We start from the raw sequence: 15592 nt of genomic DNA, 5'->3' as shown, positions 1-15592 counted from the left end.
CCTGCAGCCGTCGCCCTAATCCGAAGCGACCGACGATTCTTGCTCGTGACTCGCTTCCGCCGCATCGGCTCCGATGATCTCGGCAGCAATCTTCGCTAACGTGGCAATGCTGGGTTCGTCCATGAAATGGCTGATCGGGATCACGATTGCCAACTTGGTTTCGATCGTGTTTTTCAACTCGATGGCCATCAGCGAATCGAGACCGAGCGAACCGAGCGATTCGGATCGATCCAATGTGGTCGGGTCCAACGACATGATTTTGCCAAGTTGCTCGCTGAAGTAGATTTCCAGCCGCTCGCACCGTGCATCGTGGTCGAGCAAACGAAGCTCTTGCAGCAATGCGTCGTCTTTCGCCGAAACCGCCTCGGAGCGAGATTGACCGTTGGCAGTGTGCAGAGCACGAAAAATCGAGGGCACCGCAGATTCGGGAAGCGAAGAAAGCATTTGATGCCAATTCGCGTCCACCATGACTCGCGAGCGAGGGCCGTTTGGATTACCGGCATCAATCAGTAGGTCCAAAGCGGCATCAAACCGCAGCGGACGCAGTCCTCGCGAGGCCAGATTCTTTAGCCGCGTCGGGTCGTCCGCCATGCCTGCCGAACTCCAAGGGCCCCAGTGGACCACGTTGGCAGGTAGCCCCTCGTTGCGCCGCCGGGCCGCGAATCCTTCCAAAAACCCATTCGCAGCCGCATAGTTTGCTTGCCCGGGTGACCCGAATACCGAAGCCACCGATCCGAGCATATTGAACATCCTCAGCGGTTGGTCTTCGGTCGCCTTGGCCAGCGCAACCGCTCCGTCGACTTTCGGACGCAGCACACGGGCCACGGATTCCGGCGTCATCTCGTGCATCAGACCATCGTCCAAAAGGCCGGCGGTGTGAATCACGCCCACCACGGGTCGCATCGCCGGAGGTAGTTGCCGCATCGCAGCGAGCAGTTCGTCTTGGTTCGTACAGTCGCACTGCAGATACAAACACTCCGCACCGTTTTCTTCGGCCCACCGGATCAATGCTTCGACCCGCTCGGTCGCTTCACGGCGTGCAAGCAGGACGACCTTGGTCGCACCTCGCTGAATCAACCGCCGTGTGATTCCCGCAGCGATCGCGCCGCTGCCGCCCGAAATCAAATAAGCCCCGTCGGCGGTGACGTGATCCCGTCCGTCATGCGTGGCGTTCTTTTCAGGCGATACGACAATCTTGCCAATATTCCGCCGAGCACTCATGAACCGCAGCGATGCCGGCAAATCCGATAACGCAAACGTGGTAATGGGTTTGGGTTGATAGATGCCCTTTGCGAATTGCTCAGCCACCTCGGCAAACAACGTTCGCACTTGCTCGGGGCGATGCCGGAACAGTCGATCCAGATCGATAGCCGAATAGGTCAGGTTGTCCTGGAATGGCAGCAAGCCAAGTTGTCGGTTTTGATAGATATCGGTTTTCCCAATCTCTAAAAACCGGCCGTGCGCCGCTAACAGTTCCAGCGACCGGTTGATCCATTCGCCCGGCAACGAATTCAAAACGACATCAACGCCGCGGCCTCCGGTGCGAGCACCAATGGTGTGTAGCGAATCGATATCCCGACTGTCAAAAATGTTTTGCGGGTCGATACCCAGCATCGACAACAATCGACGTTTCAGTTCGCTGCCGGCCGTGGCAAACACCGTGGCGCCGACGCTGTGTGCGACCTCAATCGCCGCCAATCCGACGCCGCCTGCGGCAGCATGGATCAAGACCGTTTCGCCCGCGGCAAGCCGGCCAATGTTTCGCAGCGCATAATGCGCCGTCATGTAGGCGACCGGGATGCTCGCCGCCTCTTGCGGGCTGATTCCTGATGGAATCTTGACGAGCAAGTATTCTTTTGTAGCGACATCGGACGCGAATCCGTAGGGCACAATTCCCATCACGTGGTCGCCAATGCCCACCGATTGCACTTGATCGCCAATCGCCGTCACGGTGCCGCTCGCTTCGATCCCCAGCGGAACCACCTCGTCCGAAATTCCGGGATAAAGTCCCATCGCCTTCAGCACATCACTAAAGTTCAAACCCACCGCATCGACCGAAATCACCACCTCGTCCGGCTTGGGTTTCGGCATCGCCATCCGCTCGACCCACAATCCTTCGGTCCGATTGGTTCCATCAAGCCGGACTCGATAACTGCCGCTCAACGGGATCGGCAATTGCGACGCGTCAGAAGGTTTGGAGAGCGAACGTGGTGACGCCATCAATCGTGGCGACAAAAATTGACCATTTCGAAAGGCAAGTTCGGTTTCATTTGATTGCCGAGCAAGCCAAGACGTAACCGGTTCGGTGCTGGCAGCATCGCACACAGCAACATCGAGCATCCGGATTTGCAACGCTGGATATTCGTTGGCGGCAACTCGGGCCATGGCGGCCAATGCCGCGGACGCCGGGATGCTGTTTTCATTGCCGATTCCAAACGCACTCTGCAGCACCAACGACACCAGAGGCGTCGTGGGCTGGCGAACCGCGGTTTGAATGAATTCCAGCAGCTCGCAAACACTCGCTTCGACATCGTCATGCGTGTGTGGTTGTGTCCAAAGCCAGTGCTCTTGCGACGAACTCGGTTCAAAGGTCTTGGGGATCAGCGTTTGGTAAATCGCCGATCCAAAATGGCGGATAGGATACGTGTCGTGGTCCTCACCCGAGTTGCCATCCGCCACCGATACGGGAGTCCACGAGCATTCATAGATCCATTGTTGAGGATCCATTTGGTAGCGGGTGTGATCCTTTTGCAGCCGTTTGCAACGCACCCCTTGTAGCGACACACAAATGCGGCCTTCACGGTCGAGCAATTGGACATCGGCAACGACTTCGCTCCATTGGTCGTTCGTGTTTTCGTGCCGACGCACGACGGCCGAAGCGATCTCAGTTCCGTCCTGCGTCACAACACGGTCCACGCCGACCGGCAGAAAGGTGGGTGGGTCGGCGGATTGGCGAATGGACGCTGGCATCGTGGTCGCAATCAGTTGCAAGGCGCCATCGAGCAAAGTCGGATGCACCAGCGACCGCTTTGCTTCACTCACCAAGCTTGCGTCGATTTCAAGTTGGGCACTGGAAGTGTGGTCTTGATTCAGGATCGATCGCAGCGGTTGAAACAGTTCGCCGTAACGAAGTCCCGACGCGGCGAGCGATTCATAGAATCCGGCTCGATCAACCGCGGTGGCTTGTGAGGGGCTCAAACTTTTTAAGGCCGCCAGCATCGTTCCGCTGGCCTTTTTTACTCGGCATGTGGCCGACAACGTCCACTCCGAATCATCCCCTTGGGACCGCGAGTGAATTTGAATCTGTGATTGTCCGCCCTGAATCGGATCGGCCGTCGTTTGGATTTCAACGGATTGATCCTTGTGCAAAAACAAGGCACGGTGAATCGTGACTTCAAAAAGCTCGAAGGCAAACTCGCCAAACAATTCCTTTGCTGCAATTCCTAATGCGTCAATCCAGGCTGCGGCGGGAACAGTCACCGATTCGGCAACGACGTGCTCCGAAAGATAACCAGGTTTGTTGATCGCAAGATGCGAAATAAATAACAAACCACCGGATGCCAAACGCTGACGGCTGCCCAGCACCGGATGAACGCTTTGACCGCCAATGCCAGATTCCAGAGCGGGAGGTGAATGCCAACACCGTTGGCGTACAAAAGGGTACGTCGGCAGTGCCACTCGCTGAGATGGATAGATGCGATCGATAGCGCTGAAATCAACCGGGGCACCCACGCACCAAGCCGTGGCGACAGCACGGATCCAATTGGTGTAATCGTTGTCGTCCGGATGCAGCGTGTCGACGGTGCGAAGCAGCGGTTCGCCTGCGTCGGATTTTAGTGAACGACGAATCATTCCCGTCAATTGAGGTCGCGGCCCCACTTCGATCGCCAGATCTATGTTTTGGTTTGCCAATTCGGCCATCACGTCGCCGAAGCGAACGGGGCTCATCAAGTGCCGGATCCAGTAGTCAACGTCGATCGTTCCCTCTTGCGCCGCGCCGGTGACCGACGAGACAAAGGTGACGTAGGGAGGCAGTTTTACGTCGCCAACCCACTGCGATAAACTCGCCCGCAGCGGATCGGCAGCATCTTGCATCAGCGGCGAGTGAAAGGCGTGCGATACCTTCAGCGGTCGACACATCGTTCCGGCCGCTTCGGCCTTTGCGACGATTCGCTCGACCGCTTCGTGCGTACCAGCAATGACCGTGTTTTGGTCACCATTGATGGCGGCAATCACGGCATCCGACTCGAGTTCATCGATCCACTGCTGCACTACCGCCGCGCTAGCCAGCACTGCGGTCATCGTGCCACACTGCGGCAGCTCGCCCATCAAACGGCCGCGATGAGCCGCAAGCATCAGTGCTTGCTCTTTGCTTAACGCTTTCGCCGCATACAACGCGGCGATCTCGCCGATGCTATGACCCGCCACCACGTCGGGAACGATACCAACGTCGGCAAGTGAATCGACCAAGGCGATTTGAACCGCCGTGATCGCAGGCTGGGCCATCGCGGTGTCGTCAAGAGAACGTCTCGGGACGTCGTCACAAATCAATTCCAACAGAGACAAATTCAAGACGGGATCGAGAATCGCCGCACATGCTTCGAGTGATTGCTGAAAACTCGGCAACGTCTGGACCAAGCCTAACGCCATTCCCGCGTACTGAGACCCTTGACCGGTAAACAGCAACGCGATCCGGGGCCGACGTCCATGCACCGGTCGGCCGCTAACCGCTTGTTTACTTGCGACGCCCTCGGCAAGTCGCTGTAGTCCTTTGGAAAGTTCCGAGCTGGATTCGCCCAACGCGACGGCTCGGTGCGATAACATGCTGCGGTATTTTGCGTACGAACCACACAGATTGTGCGTTTGCAATGCGTCGGTCGTGGAAGAATCGGTCAACCGACCCAAGGCTTGCCGAGCCGCTTTGGGCATCGCATCTTCGCTGCGAGTCGACAGCGGCAGAAAGAAACACGGCGGCACGCGTGGTGCTTCTTGCTCGGGCGTGTTGGTCCCGACTGCCTTTTCCAAAATCACATGCGCATTGGTGCCCCCGAACCCAAACGAGCTGACGCCGGCCAGGAAGCGTCCCTGTTTGTTGGGCGTCCAAGCTTGGTTCTCGGTGGCAATCCGGAGCCGATTCGAATCGAGTTTCGCGTTCGGATTCAGTTTGCCAAAATTAGCCTGACCCGCGATCCATTGGTGCTGGCACATCTTCAGTACTTTGATCATTCCGGCAATTCCCGAGACCGTTTCGGTGTGCCCGATGTTGGCTTTGACGCTGCCGATGTGAACCGGCGGTAGATTTTCGTCGCGGGCGGCAAACGTTTCCGACAACGCCATCAACTCGATCGGATCGCCAAGCGGGGTGCCGGTGCCATGCGCTTCGATGTAGGTCAAATCGTCCACCGAGATTTCGGCCGCCTTCATTGCGTTGCGGATCACACGTTGCTGGGCCGAACCGCTCGGTGCGGTAATCCCGCTGGTTCGCCCATCTTGATTCACCGCACTGCCGCGGATCATGGCCAGGATTAGGTCCCCATCGCGAACCGCGTCGGCCGCACGTTTCATCAAGATCAAACCACAGCCTTCGCCTCGAACGTAACCATTTGCGTTCTCGTCAAACGAACGGCAACGTCCATCGGGGCTCAGCATTCTGGCCTTGCTAAACGCGATCGTAGTTTCCGGTGAAAGAATTAGATTTACACCACCCGCAATCGCGGCATTACTTTCACCACGCAACAACGAGATGACTGCCGAGTGGACCGCAACCAAGGCAGATGAACATGCGGTGTCGACGATGAACGACGGGCCTTGTAAGTCGAACAGGTACGAGATCCGGCCCGCCGCGATGCTGAGCGCGTTGCCCGTTCCCATGTGGGCATCAATCTGTTCGAAATAGTCAGGGTAGCGAGCGGGAATTTTGGAGTAATCGGTGCCGCCGATGCCGATAAAGACACCGGTTTGGGTTCCCGAGAGACGTTCGATCGGAACGCCGGCGTCTTCGATTGTTTCCCAGGCGACTTCGAGCAACAATCGTTGCTGGGGATCCATTCGCGAGGCTTCACGCGGTGCGATCCCAAAAAAAGCGGGATCGAACATGTCGACGTTCGAGACCGCACCCATCGCATCGACCGACATTTTCCCAGGGGTGCGGCCACTGGGATCAAAGTATTGATCGCGATCCCAACGGCTTGCCGGCACGGGCCCCACACTTTCGCGTTGTTGTTGGATCAGGTCCCAAAATGCGTCGGGGGAATCCGCGCCTGGCATCCGGCACCCCATTCCGATAATCGCTATCGCATTGGAATCATTGACAGCGGATGGCGGACGCGATCCGAGCCGGTTCTGTAGCAACGCACGTTGCGCAGGAGTCAATTTGGCCAGTCGAGCTGCAAGTTGTTTGTCCATCAGCGATTACGTTTTTTTCTTGTCGCTCAGGGCCGCGTCGATCTCGGCGTCCGAAAGTTGTTCGATTTCACTTAATAAGGCTTCGAGTTCTTCGGGTGACACGTCTTGCGACACCGTCTCGTCGACGGACTCGGACCGAGGCGCACCGTTGTGCGCGCCGTTGTGCGTTGCATTCACGCTTGACGGCACATCGTCGGGCAGCGTTTCGGGCGTTTCCGAACCAATCAACTCTTTGGCGATAAAGCGACTCAGTTGTGTCACCGTGGGATGGTTCCAGGCCACGATCGGAGTCAACTCGATTCCCGACCAATCTTCGGTCTCACCACTGAGTTCGACCGATGTCATCGAATCGAGTCCGTAGTCGGCAAACGGTTTATCAAGTTCGATGGTCTGCGGAGCCACTCCGGCGCGAACCACTAACCACTCGGCAAGCCAAGCTTCAATCATCCGCGTCAGCGGCTCACGATCCGCTGCGGTGGGATTTTCGGGAAGTTTTGGGATCGCGATCGGCGCCTGCTCGGACAGAAATTTGCGGTCGTAGCGATACTTGCAGCGAATTTCGTCGGCGTCGAACATTTTGCGACATCGATGTCGCTGGACTTTTCCGCTGCTCGTTAGCGGCACTGTCGCGGGGCGACATAGCAACACGTTGCGTGGATCGACTTCGTGAACGTCAATGACGCTTCGGCGAATCGAACGCACCCATTCGGGAAACGCAGCTTCATCACAGTGCCGCGGAACCTCGGCGACGATCGCCAATCCTTCACCGCGTGGACCGTCGACCGAGAACGCCGCACATTGGCCCCCTTCGCTGCCGATGATCTCGCGAACCGTCGCTTCGATATCTTGAGGATACAAGTTGCGGCCGCGCAGAATCACGACATCCTTGATCCGTCCGGTCACATACAGTTGCCCGTCGTCCAAAAAGCCAAGGTCACCGGTACGACAAAATCCGACGCGGCCATCCGCGGTTAGCGCCGCAAACCGCTGGCGATTCTCTTCGTCGCGATTCCAATAGCCGGCGGTGACACTGGCGCCTTTGATCCAGATTTCGCCAATGATTCGTTCCTCGCAAACGGACAAGGTCTGCGGATCGACGATCAATAATTCGGTTTGGTCGACAGCGGAACCGCACGCGACAAGCTTTTGGAACGCTTTGCCACGGCCTTCGGGTTGGATGTCGACGCGGCCTTCACTCAGTTTGTCGCGAGAAACGCTCAGCAAACGTGGTTCTGCGGGCCCGTTGCCGCCGGCGGCGAGCAATGTGGCTTCGGCGAGTCCGTAACAAGGATAAAACGAACTGGCGGAAAATTTGCTGCTCGAGAAACGGTGCGCAAAATCGCTGAGCGTGCGAGGCATAATCGGTTCCGCACCACAGAACGCTGTTCGCCAATTCGATAGATCCAGCGAATCGGTTTGATCAGGTGAGATGCGATCGATACACAATTGGTAGGCAAAGTTAGGGGCACCGCTGATCGTCGCCTTGTAATCGCTGATCAACTGCAACCAGCGAAGCGGCCGCTGCAGGAAGGCTCGCGGGCTGATGAACACGGTGGACCGGCCCATGTATAGCGATGCTAACAATCCGCCAATCAGCCCCATGTCGTGGAAAAACGGCAGCCAGAAAACGCCGGATTCGGTTTGATTGGGATCATCATCGATCCAGGGGATTTGAAATCCTCGCCGAATCGCTTCGAGGTTGGCCATCACATTGCGATGACGAACCATCACACCCTTGGGATGGCTGGTGCTGCCGCTGGTGTATTGCAGTAGCGCGAGCGAGTCAGGGTCGATCGACAGTGAATGCGGATCGATCCAGTGCTGCGGTTTGTCTGTTCCGAGCGGTGGCACGGAGGCGTCGGTCGCAAGACGAGGGATATCACGTGCCGCGTCGCACAGTTTTTCGGGATCCATTCCCGCTAATGTTTCGGTGTCTGCAATGATGGCCGAGGGATGGCAGTCGCGTGCGGCCGAATCGAGCCGTTCCATCACCCGGCCTGGTTTGGGGTAACAGGTCGGCACAGGAACCCAGCCGGCGACGTGGGCTGCGAAGAAGCCTGCTACGAATTCGAGTCCTGGTGGGAATAACAACAGAGCGCGAGGTTGATCTTGATCGACCTCAGGCATCCGCGCTGCAAACTCGCAAACACGCGACCAAAGATCGCGGTATGTCCATTGTGTCATGCCGCCGTCATCGTCGATGAACGTCAACGCAAGCCGATCACCATGTCGTTGGGCACGGATACCGATCCACTGCGGCAAGGGGGTCGCGGTGGACGGATCGAGTGATGACATAACACGGTACTCTGCGTCTTGCTACGCGTTTTCTGACTCGAGAATATCGGGTCCGAAGAGCGCGAAGGAATGGATGGGCGTCAAAGTTTTTGTTGGCTCGTTCCGCTAGGCCGGAACAACCGTCGGTGGCAACGGATCGGTCGTCACGAAAACGTCGGAGACGAATCAGTTGGGGCGGTAACAAGATTGTGGCGATGCAATCTCTTCTTCGCCCTTCTCTTCTTCGTCCCTTCGCTCACGCAACTACAGTGTACTTCAGCGTAGTAGCTCGGAGGGGCTTCGACAAATGCATCCTCCATTCCTTAAAAACGTTAGAACCGATTGCGATTCGAGAAGAGACGACGAAGTCCCATTGGGTTCGAGGTCGTAGACGCGTTACTTGTTCCCATGCTTGGGTATGCCAAAGGGGCATATTGATAATTCGACGCGGCAGGCTGGCCGACCACGCTCGGTACGACGCTCTGAGTTACAGGCAAATCGGTGGGGCGTGGCAGAACTTCGCCGCGATAATGCATACGCCGAACGGTGTTGCCATAAAAATGCCCCGGACGATAGGGACGCTGTTCGATCGGCATCGATTTAATCTCTTGCCGATAGGCACCTGTGGGAATGATGATCGGCGACCAGCCGGGCTCGGCCGCTTTCGTCGTCTGGACGTCGAGCCCCAAAACCACAAGTAGAAGGGTGAACATCAACACGGCACGTAGAACGTTCTTCACGCTGCTTTCCTCTTTTCTGCTGTAAATGTGTATGATCTTTAGTACAGGTACGATCGCAATGCGACGATCACGCCAGGCAAGCTTCCCATCTTCTCACGATTCCAGGGGTTTGCAAGGCAGGCCATCATGACTTGATTTCGCTGCGAGTCTACTAATCTAGGTTACTCTGACGGGAATACGAGATGGATAAATCCGAGCCTGCTGGGAAAAATCCCCTGACAGTAGGGAAGTCGTCGCTCGGGGCGATCGGAACCCTCGTCCTTGTGGGGGTATACTCCCTCGTCCAACCGGAGCTGAATGCCCGCTTTGGCTGGAATCTGCCGCAGCTTCGATCTGACGATGCGGGCGAAGTCGCGGTGGTGGCCGAACCGAAGTTCGAGCCCCAAAAGACACCGCAATCACAGTCGACGCCACAATCCGAATCGGCAGCACAATCCGAGTCGAAGTCTGAGCCCGAGCTGAAATACGGATTGCTGCGTGAGGTTTCCACAGATCGCTATCTTTCGCCCGCTGGATTGCAGTACACCCCGGGCAGTGCCGAGGGCCATCGGCTCGAACACTTGCGGCGGCACATCAAGGATGACCCTTCGCGACCGGGCAGCCACGGTGTTTTCGATGGCGACATGGAGGGAGCGCTTAAGACGATTGACCGCGCCTATTTGAAAGCCAAGCAAGGCACAAAAACGACCACACGCGTCGATGACGGGCGGACCATCTATACCGTTGATCTCGGTAGCCGAATCGGATTTGTCGGGGGACGTGATGGCGCTCGCAAACGCAATCCCATGGCACGTCGTGTCCGCATTGTATTGGAGGGAACACGCGTCATCACTGCGTACCCGCTGTAGCGAGCACCGTCCTACGTCCGTTTTCCCGGCTATTTTCCCTCTCTATTTTCCCTGTCTATTTTCGCTGTCCGCGTGTTTTTCGGAGACCCCACCATCGTGAGCCCAAGACATTCAGTTGACTACTGTCCGAATTGCGGCGGTGGATTGTGCGGGGTTCGCATTTGCGGTTTGCCCGAGCCAACGGAAAAACCACCCAAGTCCGTAGATTCATCCAACGTCAACGATCCCCCGCTGCCTCATGGATTGGTGGTGTGTGACGAGTGCGACGCGATCTGGCTCGAGCCGGATCTGACGTCGCGGCATCAATACCCCAATGGCTGTGACGCTCGCTGCCCGGTTTGTCTCGAACCCTTGTGGGGCAACCAAAGTCGCTGGGCTTCCCAAACCGACATCGAAGTGCTTGGATGGGCTGGCTGCACCAAACCCGAACTCGATGTACTGCCCGACTCAGCCCCACCCGAATCCGACCAACCCAACTCAGACGCGCCGTGAGCGGATGGAAATTTTAGGGCGGGGGCGCGAGTGCGGCTAGAAAATGCAGGTCCGCAACCCAAGCTATCGAAAGCACTTCCTTGTTAGAACGAATCGCCATCCCCTCGTCCGTTGATCGGCGAACCCCACCCGCAGAAATCCAGTTGTGGATCAGCGACGCGCGGCAGCGGATCGAAGCGTTCCAAGATCGCTGGGACCAACCGCAAATCGAACAGTTCGTCGCCGCCGATTACGAACTGGTTTACCAATCGCTTGGCTGGGCGCTGGAATCGCAAATGTTGATCGGCAAACGGTTCCTGGAATGGGGCTGCGGTTTTGCGGTGGTCAGTGCGCTTGCCTCGACGCTCGATTTGGATGTGATTGGAATCGAAGCCGAGTCGGAGTTGCTAGCGCAAGGCCGTCGCTTGGTCGACGAATGGAAAGCGGATGTCGAACTGATCCATGGAAACTTTTTGCCTGCCGATAGCGAATCGCTTGCCGATGATCCGACGCTGCCGAGTCTGGGGCATGACGTCCCCTGCGGCTACGCGGCGCTCGGTTTGGAACTGGATGATTTTGCGATCGTCTACTCCTACCCCTGGCCGGGCGAGGACGATTTTCACGAGCGAGTGTTCGATCGCTACGCGTCCAGTGGAGCTCTATTGATGCAATTTTGCGGTCCCAACGACGTCCGATTGTGGCGAAAACGTGGCTGAAATAGCGACGATCGCGATAGCAATCCCCGTGTCGTCAATGCAGTGACAACTCCAACAACCGCTCCACTCGGCACAGTTTTCCTCAACTCGATACTCCTGAATCGCCGAAACTTCATCTTAAGCACAGGGGTCTGCACTTAGCGGATCACGAAGCTCGTCGCGGTTGGTGGACTGCGGCAAAAAACACGGTGGGGGATGACGGTGCCGGGGGGATCGATTCAACGAATCGTAGGTGGGAGATGCGCGCTCACAGCGGCACTGCTGCTGACGTTGGTGTTGTCAACAACCACCGCGTCGGCCCAGGGGCTGTTGGACCGTTTCGGTGCCGGCATCGGGAATTCCGATGACGGCCAAAGCGGGACCGCGTCGATCGAGCGCCGTCGCGAAGTATTGGCAAGCTTGCCGATGCAGCGATTGACCGTGGATGCGCAGCAGCGGATCCTGTCGATCGCCAATTCGCCTACGATCTTTCGCCAATTGCCGACCCAGGCGATTAGTTGCGATCGAGATCTGTTTTTGCTGATCGCTCGGAATCCCGAAATCCTTGTCGGTATGTGGGATGTGATGGGAGTCACCCAGGTGACCACCAAACGCATCGCGCCGTATCAGCTTGATGCGTCTGATGGCAGCGGTACTCACTGCGTTGTCGACCTAGTCTACGGCGACCCGAATATGCATATCTATGTTGCCGATGGATCGTACGATGGCAAATTGGTTGCCAGCCCAATCAAAGGACGCGGCGTGTTTGTGTTCCGCAGCACGTATGCAAAATCGGCCTCGGGTGAAACGACGGTCACGGGGACGTTGGACTGTTTTGTGCAGTTGGACAGTTTGAGTGCCGATCTAATTGCTCGCACGTTTAGCGGGTTCATCGGCCGCTCGGCGGACAGCAACTTTATCGAGACCGCTCGCTTCTTGAGTCAAATCTCGGCCGCGTCGCAGCGTAACCCACACTCAATGATCGATCTGGCTCACCGTTTGCCCCAAGTCCCGCGTGAGACGAAGCAGCAGTTTGTCGAGGTCATCAAGAATGTAAACCGTCGGCAAAACGAACTGGTTCATTCGTCGCGACCACCGCGGACCGCAACCGCACCGACGGCGGATCATCGCTAGAATAGAACGTTCGTTACGAGCGTTCTTTTCTATTGCGACGGACTCCTTTCTACGATGACGACGTTCGAGCACGCACTGCTGGGGATCAACGGAGCCTTGGCTGCCGGATTACATCGTCACCACGGCTGGAAAATTGTTGCGCTCGCTGGCGTCGCTGCGATCGCGCCAGACTGGGACGGAGTGCCGATGTTGATCGACATGAGCCGGTTCGAGGCGGGGCATCGCGTGTGGGGACACAACCTGCTGGCTTGCTGCGTGCTCGGTTTGCTGCTGGGGACGGCGGATTACCGGTTGGATCTCAGCGGCCGCGCCGCCGCTCGAATCACACGGTACGGACCCTTGAAAGAACTGGCGACGTCGATCGAACGCCGGCAATCGTTTTCCACCCGCAGCTGGTGCGTCTGGATCAGCGTCGCGACCGTGGCAGCGCTCAGCCAGATCCCTGCCGACGCCGTGGTTTCGGGAGCCGTAGGTCTGAGCGACTGGGCGCTGAAACCGCTGTGGCCTTTCTCGCACTTTCAGTTCATCTATCCGCTGGTCCCCTGGGGCAACGTCGGCGTCACGATCGTGTTCGCCATCGCCATGATTGTCGAGCTAAAGAAGCCCAATCAAGCTCAGCAAATCGCCCTGCTAACGCTCGTGGTCGTGGTGATCTATATCGCGTTGTGGGGAGCTTTTGTGAACGTGCGAAATTAGGAACGTGCTGGATTAAGAATGGGCTGGATTAAGAATGGGCTGGATTAGGAATGGGCCAAACAACGCAGGGCGCGGGATCCCATTGAGGCGTCGATTTTCTGTTTTCACCTTGACTTCGCTGCTGCCGTTTTGTTACCGGAGGGGTGTTGGATGCACCAGACGCGGAAGCTCGGGTCAATTTTCCCTCTCTGACACACTCTTTTCTTGTTGGGAACCACGCATGGGCACTCTCGAAATCACCCTGCCGCTACACACCAGTGTCCGCAATTTCCCAAAAAATCTACGGTCCCGCGACGTCCAGCTTTTTGCCTCGTGTCGGTATCAAGAAATCTCACCCGCATCGATCGAGCGATTGCGAGGGGTAGAGGCGTTTGGCCGAGGTCCGCTGCGTCACGAAGGACGCTACTTACAAGAGAGTTTTGTGACGCCGGCCCATGCCGAAACGTGGCGGCGTGAACGCGGGCATTTGCGTGCCGCTGCCGAACGTCTAATTCAATCTCGCTCGGTCATCCAGTCTCCCACAATCTGGATCACCGACAATTGGAGCTGTGGCTATTACCACTGGATGTGCGACGCCTTGCCGCGTTTAGAAATGGCGTCCCAATCGCATGACTTGTCGGCGATGACGCTGCTGTTGCCCTACAAATATCGCAAGCACGCCTACATGCGGCAAAGCTTGATTCCCTTCGGGCTTGGCGAGGTTCGATTCTTAAAACGGTTCGAACGGGTGCTGTGCCACAACCTAATTTTACCGTCGCATGTGGCCGTGACGGGCAATCACAACCAACCGATCATCCAGCGAATGCACCAGCGGTTCAGCAGCTATTTGCCCGAGTCGGCTACGGCCCAGGACCACGCCGCAGTGAGCAAATTTGGCGATCGCGTTTACATCAGCCGCAGCATGGCAACGCGGCGGCGTGTCGCCAACGAAGAAGCGATAATGCCGGTGCTGAAGAAACACGGATTCACCGTATTTACGGCCGAACAACACGATTGGCGGGTCCAGGTCCAAGTCGCTGCTAACGCGAAATATCTCGTTTCCAACCACGGCGCGGGGCTGACCAACATGATGATGATGACGCCGCAAAGCCGCGTGCTCGAGATCCGTGATGCCGTTGAAGAGACGCCGAACTGCTACTTCTCGCTCGCTTCCGCATCGCGACTGGACTACTACTACGCACTAGCCCATCGTGTGGATCCACAGCAATGTGTGCATCACGGCGATGTAAACGTCGATCCCGAGCAATTCGATACGACGCTCGGCGAAATGGTCGCCGAGTGATTTGACGTTCGCCGCGATTTCGCAGACACTCGAGTATGCGTGCAGCGGATTGCCTGAGAAATCTCTTCGCTACATCTTTCCGAGTCGCGGATCGCTAACGATAATCAAAGCATTCGCCGAGACCTATCGGATGTCATGACACGTTGGACATCACGATTCCTTTTTTGTTTCTCTCCCAAATTGCCTCACGTCTTTCATGCACACCAAACCCAAGTCCCCTGTCCGCGTTGGTACGCGACTTGGAAAATATCGGATTGAAAGACGGCTTGGCGCGGGGGGATTTGCGACCGTTTATGCTGCGTTTGATACCTTGCTTGGGATCAAAGTGGCGCTGAAGATTCCGTCCCCGGAATTGGTTTCACCGCAACTGCTCGAAGAGTTTCGCCGCGAAGCGCGTTTGACGGTCCAATTGGATCACCCCAACATCTTGCCGATTCGCGATGCCGCCTTTATCGAAGGCCACTTCGTGATCGTTGCCCCCATGGGAGAACGCACGCTGGCGGATCGCATCCAAAAGCGGATCGGGTTCGAGTTGGCGTTTGACTACGTTAGCCAATTGCTCGAAGGGGTCGCATACGCGCACGAGCAGGGGGTCATCCACTGTGACATCAAGCCCGAGAACATTTTGTTATTCGAGGACAATGTGATTCGGCTAGGCGACTTTGGGATCGCCAAGGCGGCCCAAACCACGATTAGCGGTTCGGGAACCGGAACCCTCGGACACATGGCTCCGGAACAGGCGATGGGGAAACCATCGACCCGCTCGGACGTCTTTTCGATCGGTTTGATCGCTTATAGGATTTTTTCCGGTAAGTGGCCTGAATACCCGTTTGAGTGGCCACTAGAGGGGGCTGCACAGCTCCGCCGGCGTGCTCACGGTGATTTAATCGCTGTAATCCGCAAATCACTTGAAGTTAACCCCCGCCATCGTTATCGGGATGCGCCTCAAATGCTATCGGTCTTTGAACAAACTCGACTGAAAGCGATCCGCTTCTCTCGTCGGAACCGAGTCACGGGCTAGAATTAGGTACACGCTAATTCTTCCCC

At 57.0% G+C, this 15592-nt stretch carries 10 protein-coding genes; 7 read left to right on the top strand and 3 right to left on the bottom strand.

What is annotated here, in order from left to right; all coding sequences use genetic code 11:
• Positions 1-15 precede the first annotated feature (15 nt).
• The 3 genes from ABD971_RS10810 to ABD971_RS10800 all read right to left on the bottom strand — a co-directional run bounded on the left by ABD971_RS10810 (position 16) and on the right by ABD971_RS10800 (position 9419).
• The gene (locus ABD971_RS10810) at positions 16-6405 is read right to left on the bottom strand and encodes a type I polyketide synthase (RefSeq protein WP_345321914.1); all 6390 of its coding nucleotides are present in this window, start codon (positions 6403-6405) and stop codon (positions 16-18) included.
• Between the two features lie 6 nt (positions 6406-6411).
• Positions 6412-8700: an AMP-binding protein gene (locus ABD971_RS10805; protein WP_345321912.1), complete on the bottom strand. Its 2289-nt coding sequence runs from the start codon at positions 8698-8700 to the stop codon at positions 6412-6414.
• 311 nt (positions 8701-9011) lie between these two features.
• Entirely contained in the window at positions 9012-9419 is a 408-nt protein-coding gene (locus ABD971_RS10800; RefSeq protein WP_339939976.1) for a hypothetical protein, read from the bottom strand.
• 263 nt (positions 9420-9682) lie between these two features.
• Between ABD971_RS10800 and ABD971_RS10795 the strand changes: the two genes are divergently transcribed.
• The 7 genes from ABD971_RS10795 to ABD971_RS10765 all read left to right on the top strand — a co-directional run bounded on the left by ABD971_RS10795 (position 9683) and on the right by ABD971_RS10765 (position 15566).
• Complete coding sequence (locus ABD971_RS10795) at positions 9683-10267, top strand: hypothetical protein (RefSeq protein ID WP_345321909.1); 585 nt, start codon at positions 9683-9685, stop codon at positions 10265-10267.
• Between the two features lie 96 nt (positions 10268-10363).
• Positions 10364-10759, top strand: a complete 396-nt coding sequence (locus ABD971_RS10790) for a paraquat-inducible protein A (RefSeq protein WP_345321908.1) — start codon at positions 10364-10366, stop codon at positions 10757-10759.
• An 80-nt stretch (positions 10760-10839) separates the two neighbouring features.
• Positions 10840-11454, top strand: coding sequence for a class I SAM-dependent methyltransferase (locus tag ABD971_RS10785; RefSeq protein ID WP_339939971.1), 615 nt, complete (start codon positions 10840-10842; stop codon positions 11452-11454).
• 273 nt (positions 11455-11727) lie between these two features.
• On the top strand, positions 11728-12567 hold the full coding sequence (locus ABD971_RS10780; protein ID WP_339939970.1) for a hypothetical protein: 840 nt from the start codon (positions 11728-11730) through the stop codon (positions 12565-12567).
• Positions 12568-12621: 54 nt separating this feature from the next.
• Positions 12622-13263, top strand: a complete 642-nt coding sequence (locus tag ABD971_RS10775) for a metal-dependent hydrolase (protein ID WP_339939968.1) — start codon at positions 12622-12624, stop codon at positions 13261-13263.
• A 220-nt stretch (positions 13264-13483) separates the two neighbouring features.
• Complete coding sequence (locus tag ABD971_RS10770) at positions 13484-14545, top strand: glycosyltransferase family 61 protein (protein ID WP_345321903.1); 1062 nt, start codon at positions 13484-13486, stop codon at positions 14543-14545.
• 196 nt (positions 14546-14741) lie between these two features.
• Positions 14742-15566: a serine/threonine-protein kinase gene (locus ABD971_RS10765; RefSeq protein ID WP_339939965.1), complete on the top strand. Its 825-nt coding sequence runs from the start codon at positions 14742-14744 to the stop codon at positions 15564-15566.
• Positions 15567-15592: the final 26 nt, after the last annotated feature.

Origin of the sequence: Novipirellula rosea (genome assembly GCF_039541335.1) — a bacterium.
In the GTDB taxonomy this organism is placed as follows: domain Bacteria; phylum Planctomycetota; class Planctomycetia; order Pirellulales; family Pirellulaceae; genus Novipirellula; species Novipirellula rosea.
Note: the sequence above shows the minus strand (reverse complement) of the source record. Positions and strands in the feature narration are given on the sequence as shown.

Excerpts from the sequence above, each read along its gene's own strand:
- ABD971_RS10810 (WP_345321914.1), bottom strand. The coding sequence starts at position 6,405 with ATGGACAAACAACTTGCAGCTCGACTGGCCAAATTGACTCCTGCGCAA.
- ABD971_RS10805 (WP_345321912.1), bottom strand. The coding sequence starts at position 8,700 with ATGTCATCACTCGATCCGTCCACCGCGACCCCCTTGCCGCAGTGGATC.
- ABD971_RS10775 (WP_339939968.1), top strand. The coding sequence starts at position 12,622 with ATGACGACGTTCGAGCACGCACTGCTGGGGATCAACGGAGCCTTGGCT.
- ABD971_RS10770 (WP_345321903.1), top strand. The coding sequence starts at position 13,484 with ATGGGCACTCTCGAAATCACCCTGCCGCTACACACCAGTGTCCGCAAT.
- ABD971_RS10765 (WP_339939965.1), top strand. The coding sequence starts at position 14,742 with ATGCACACCAAACCCAAGTCCCCTGTCCGCGTTGGTACGCGACTTGGA.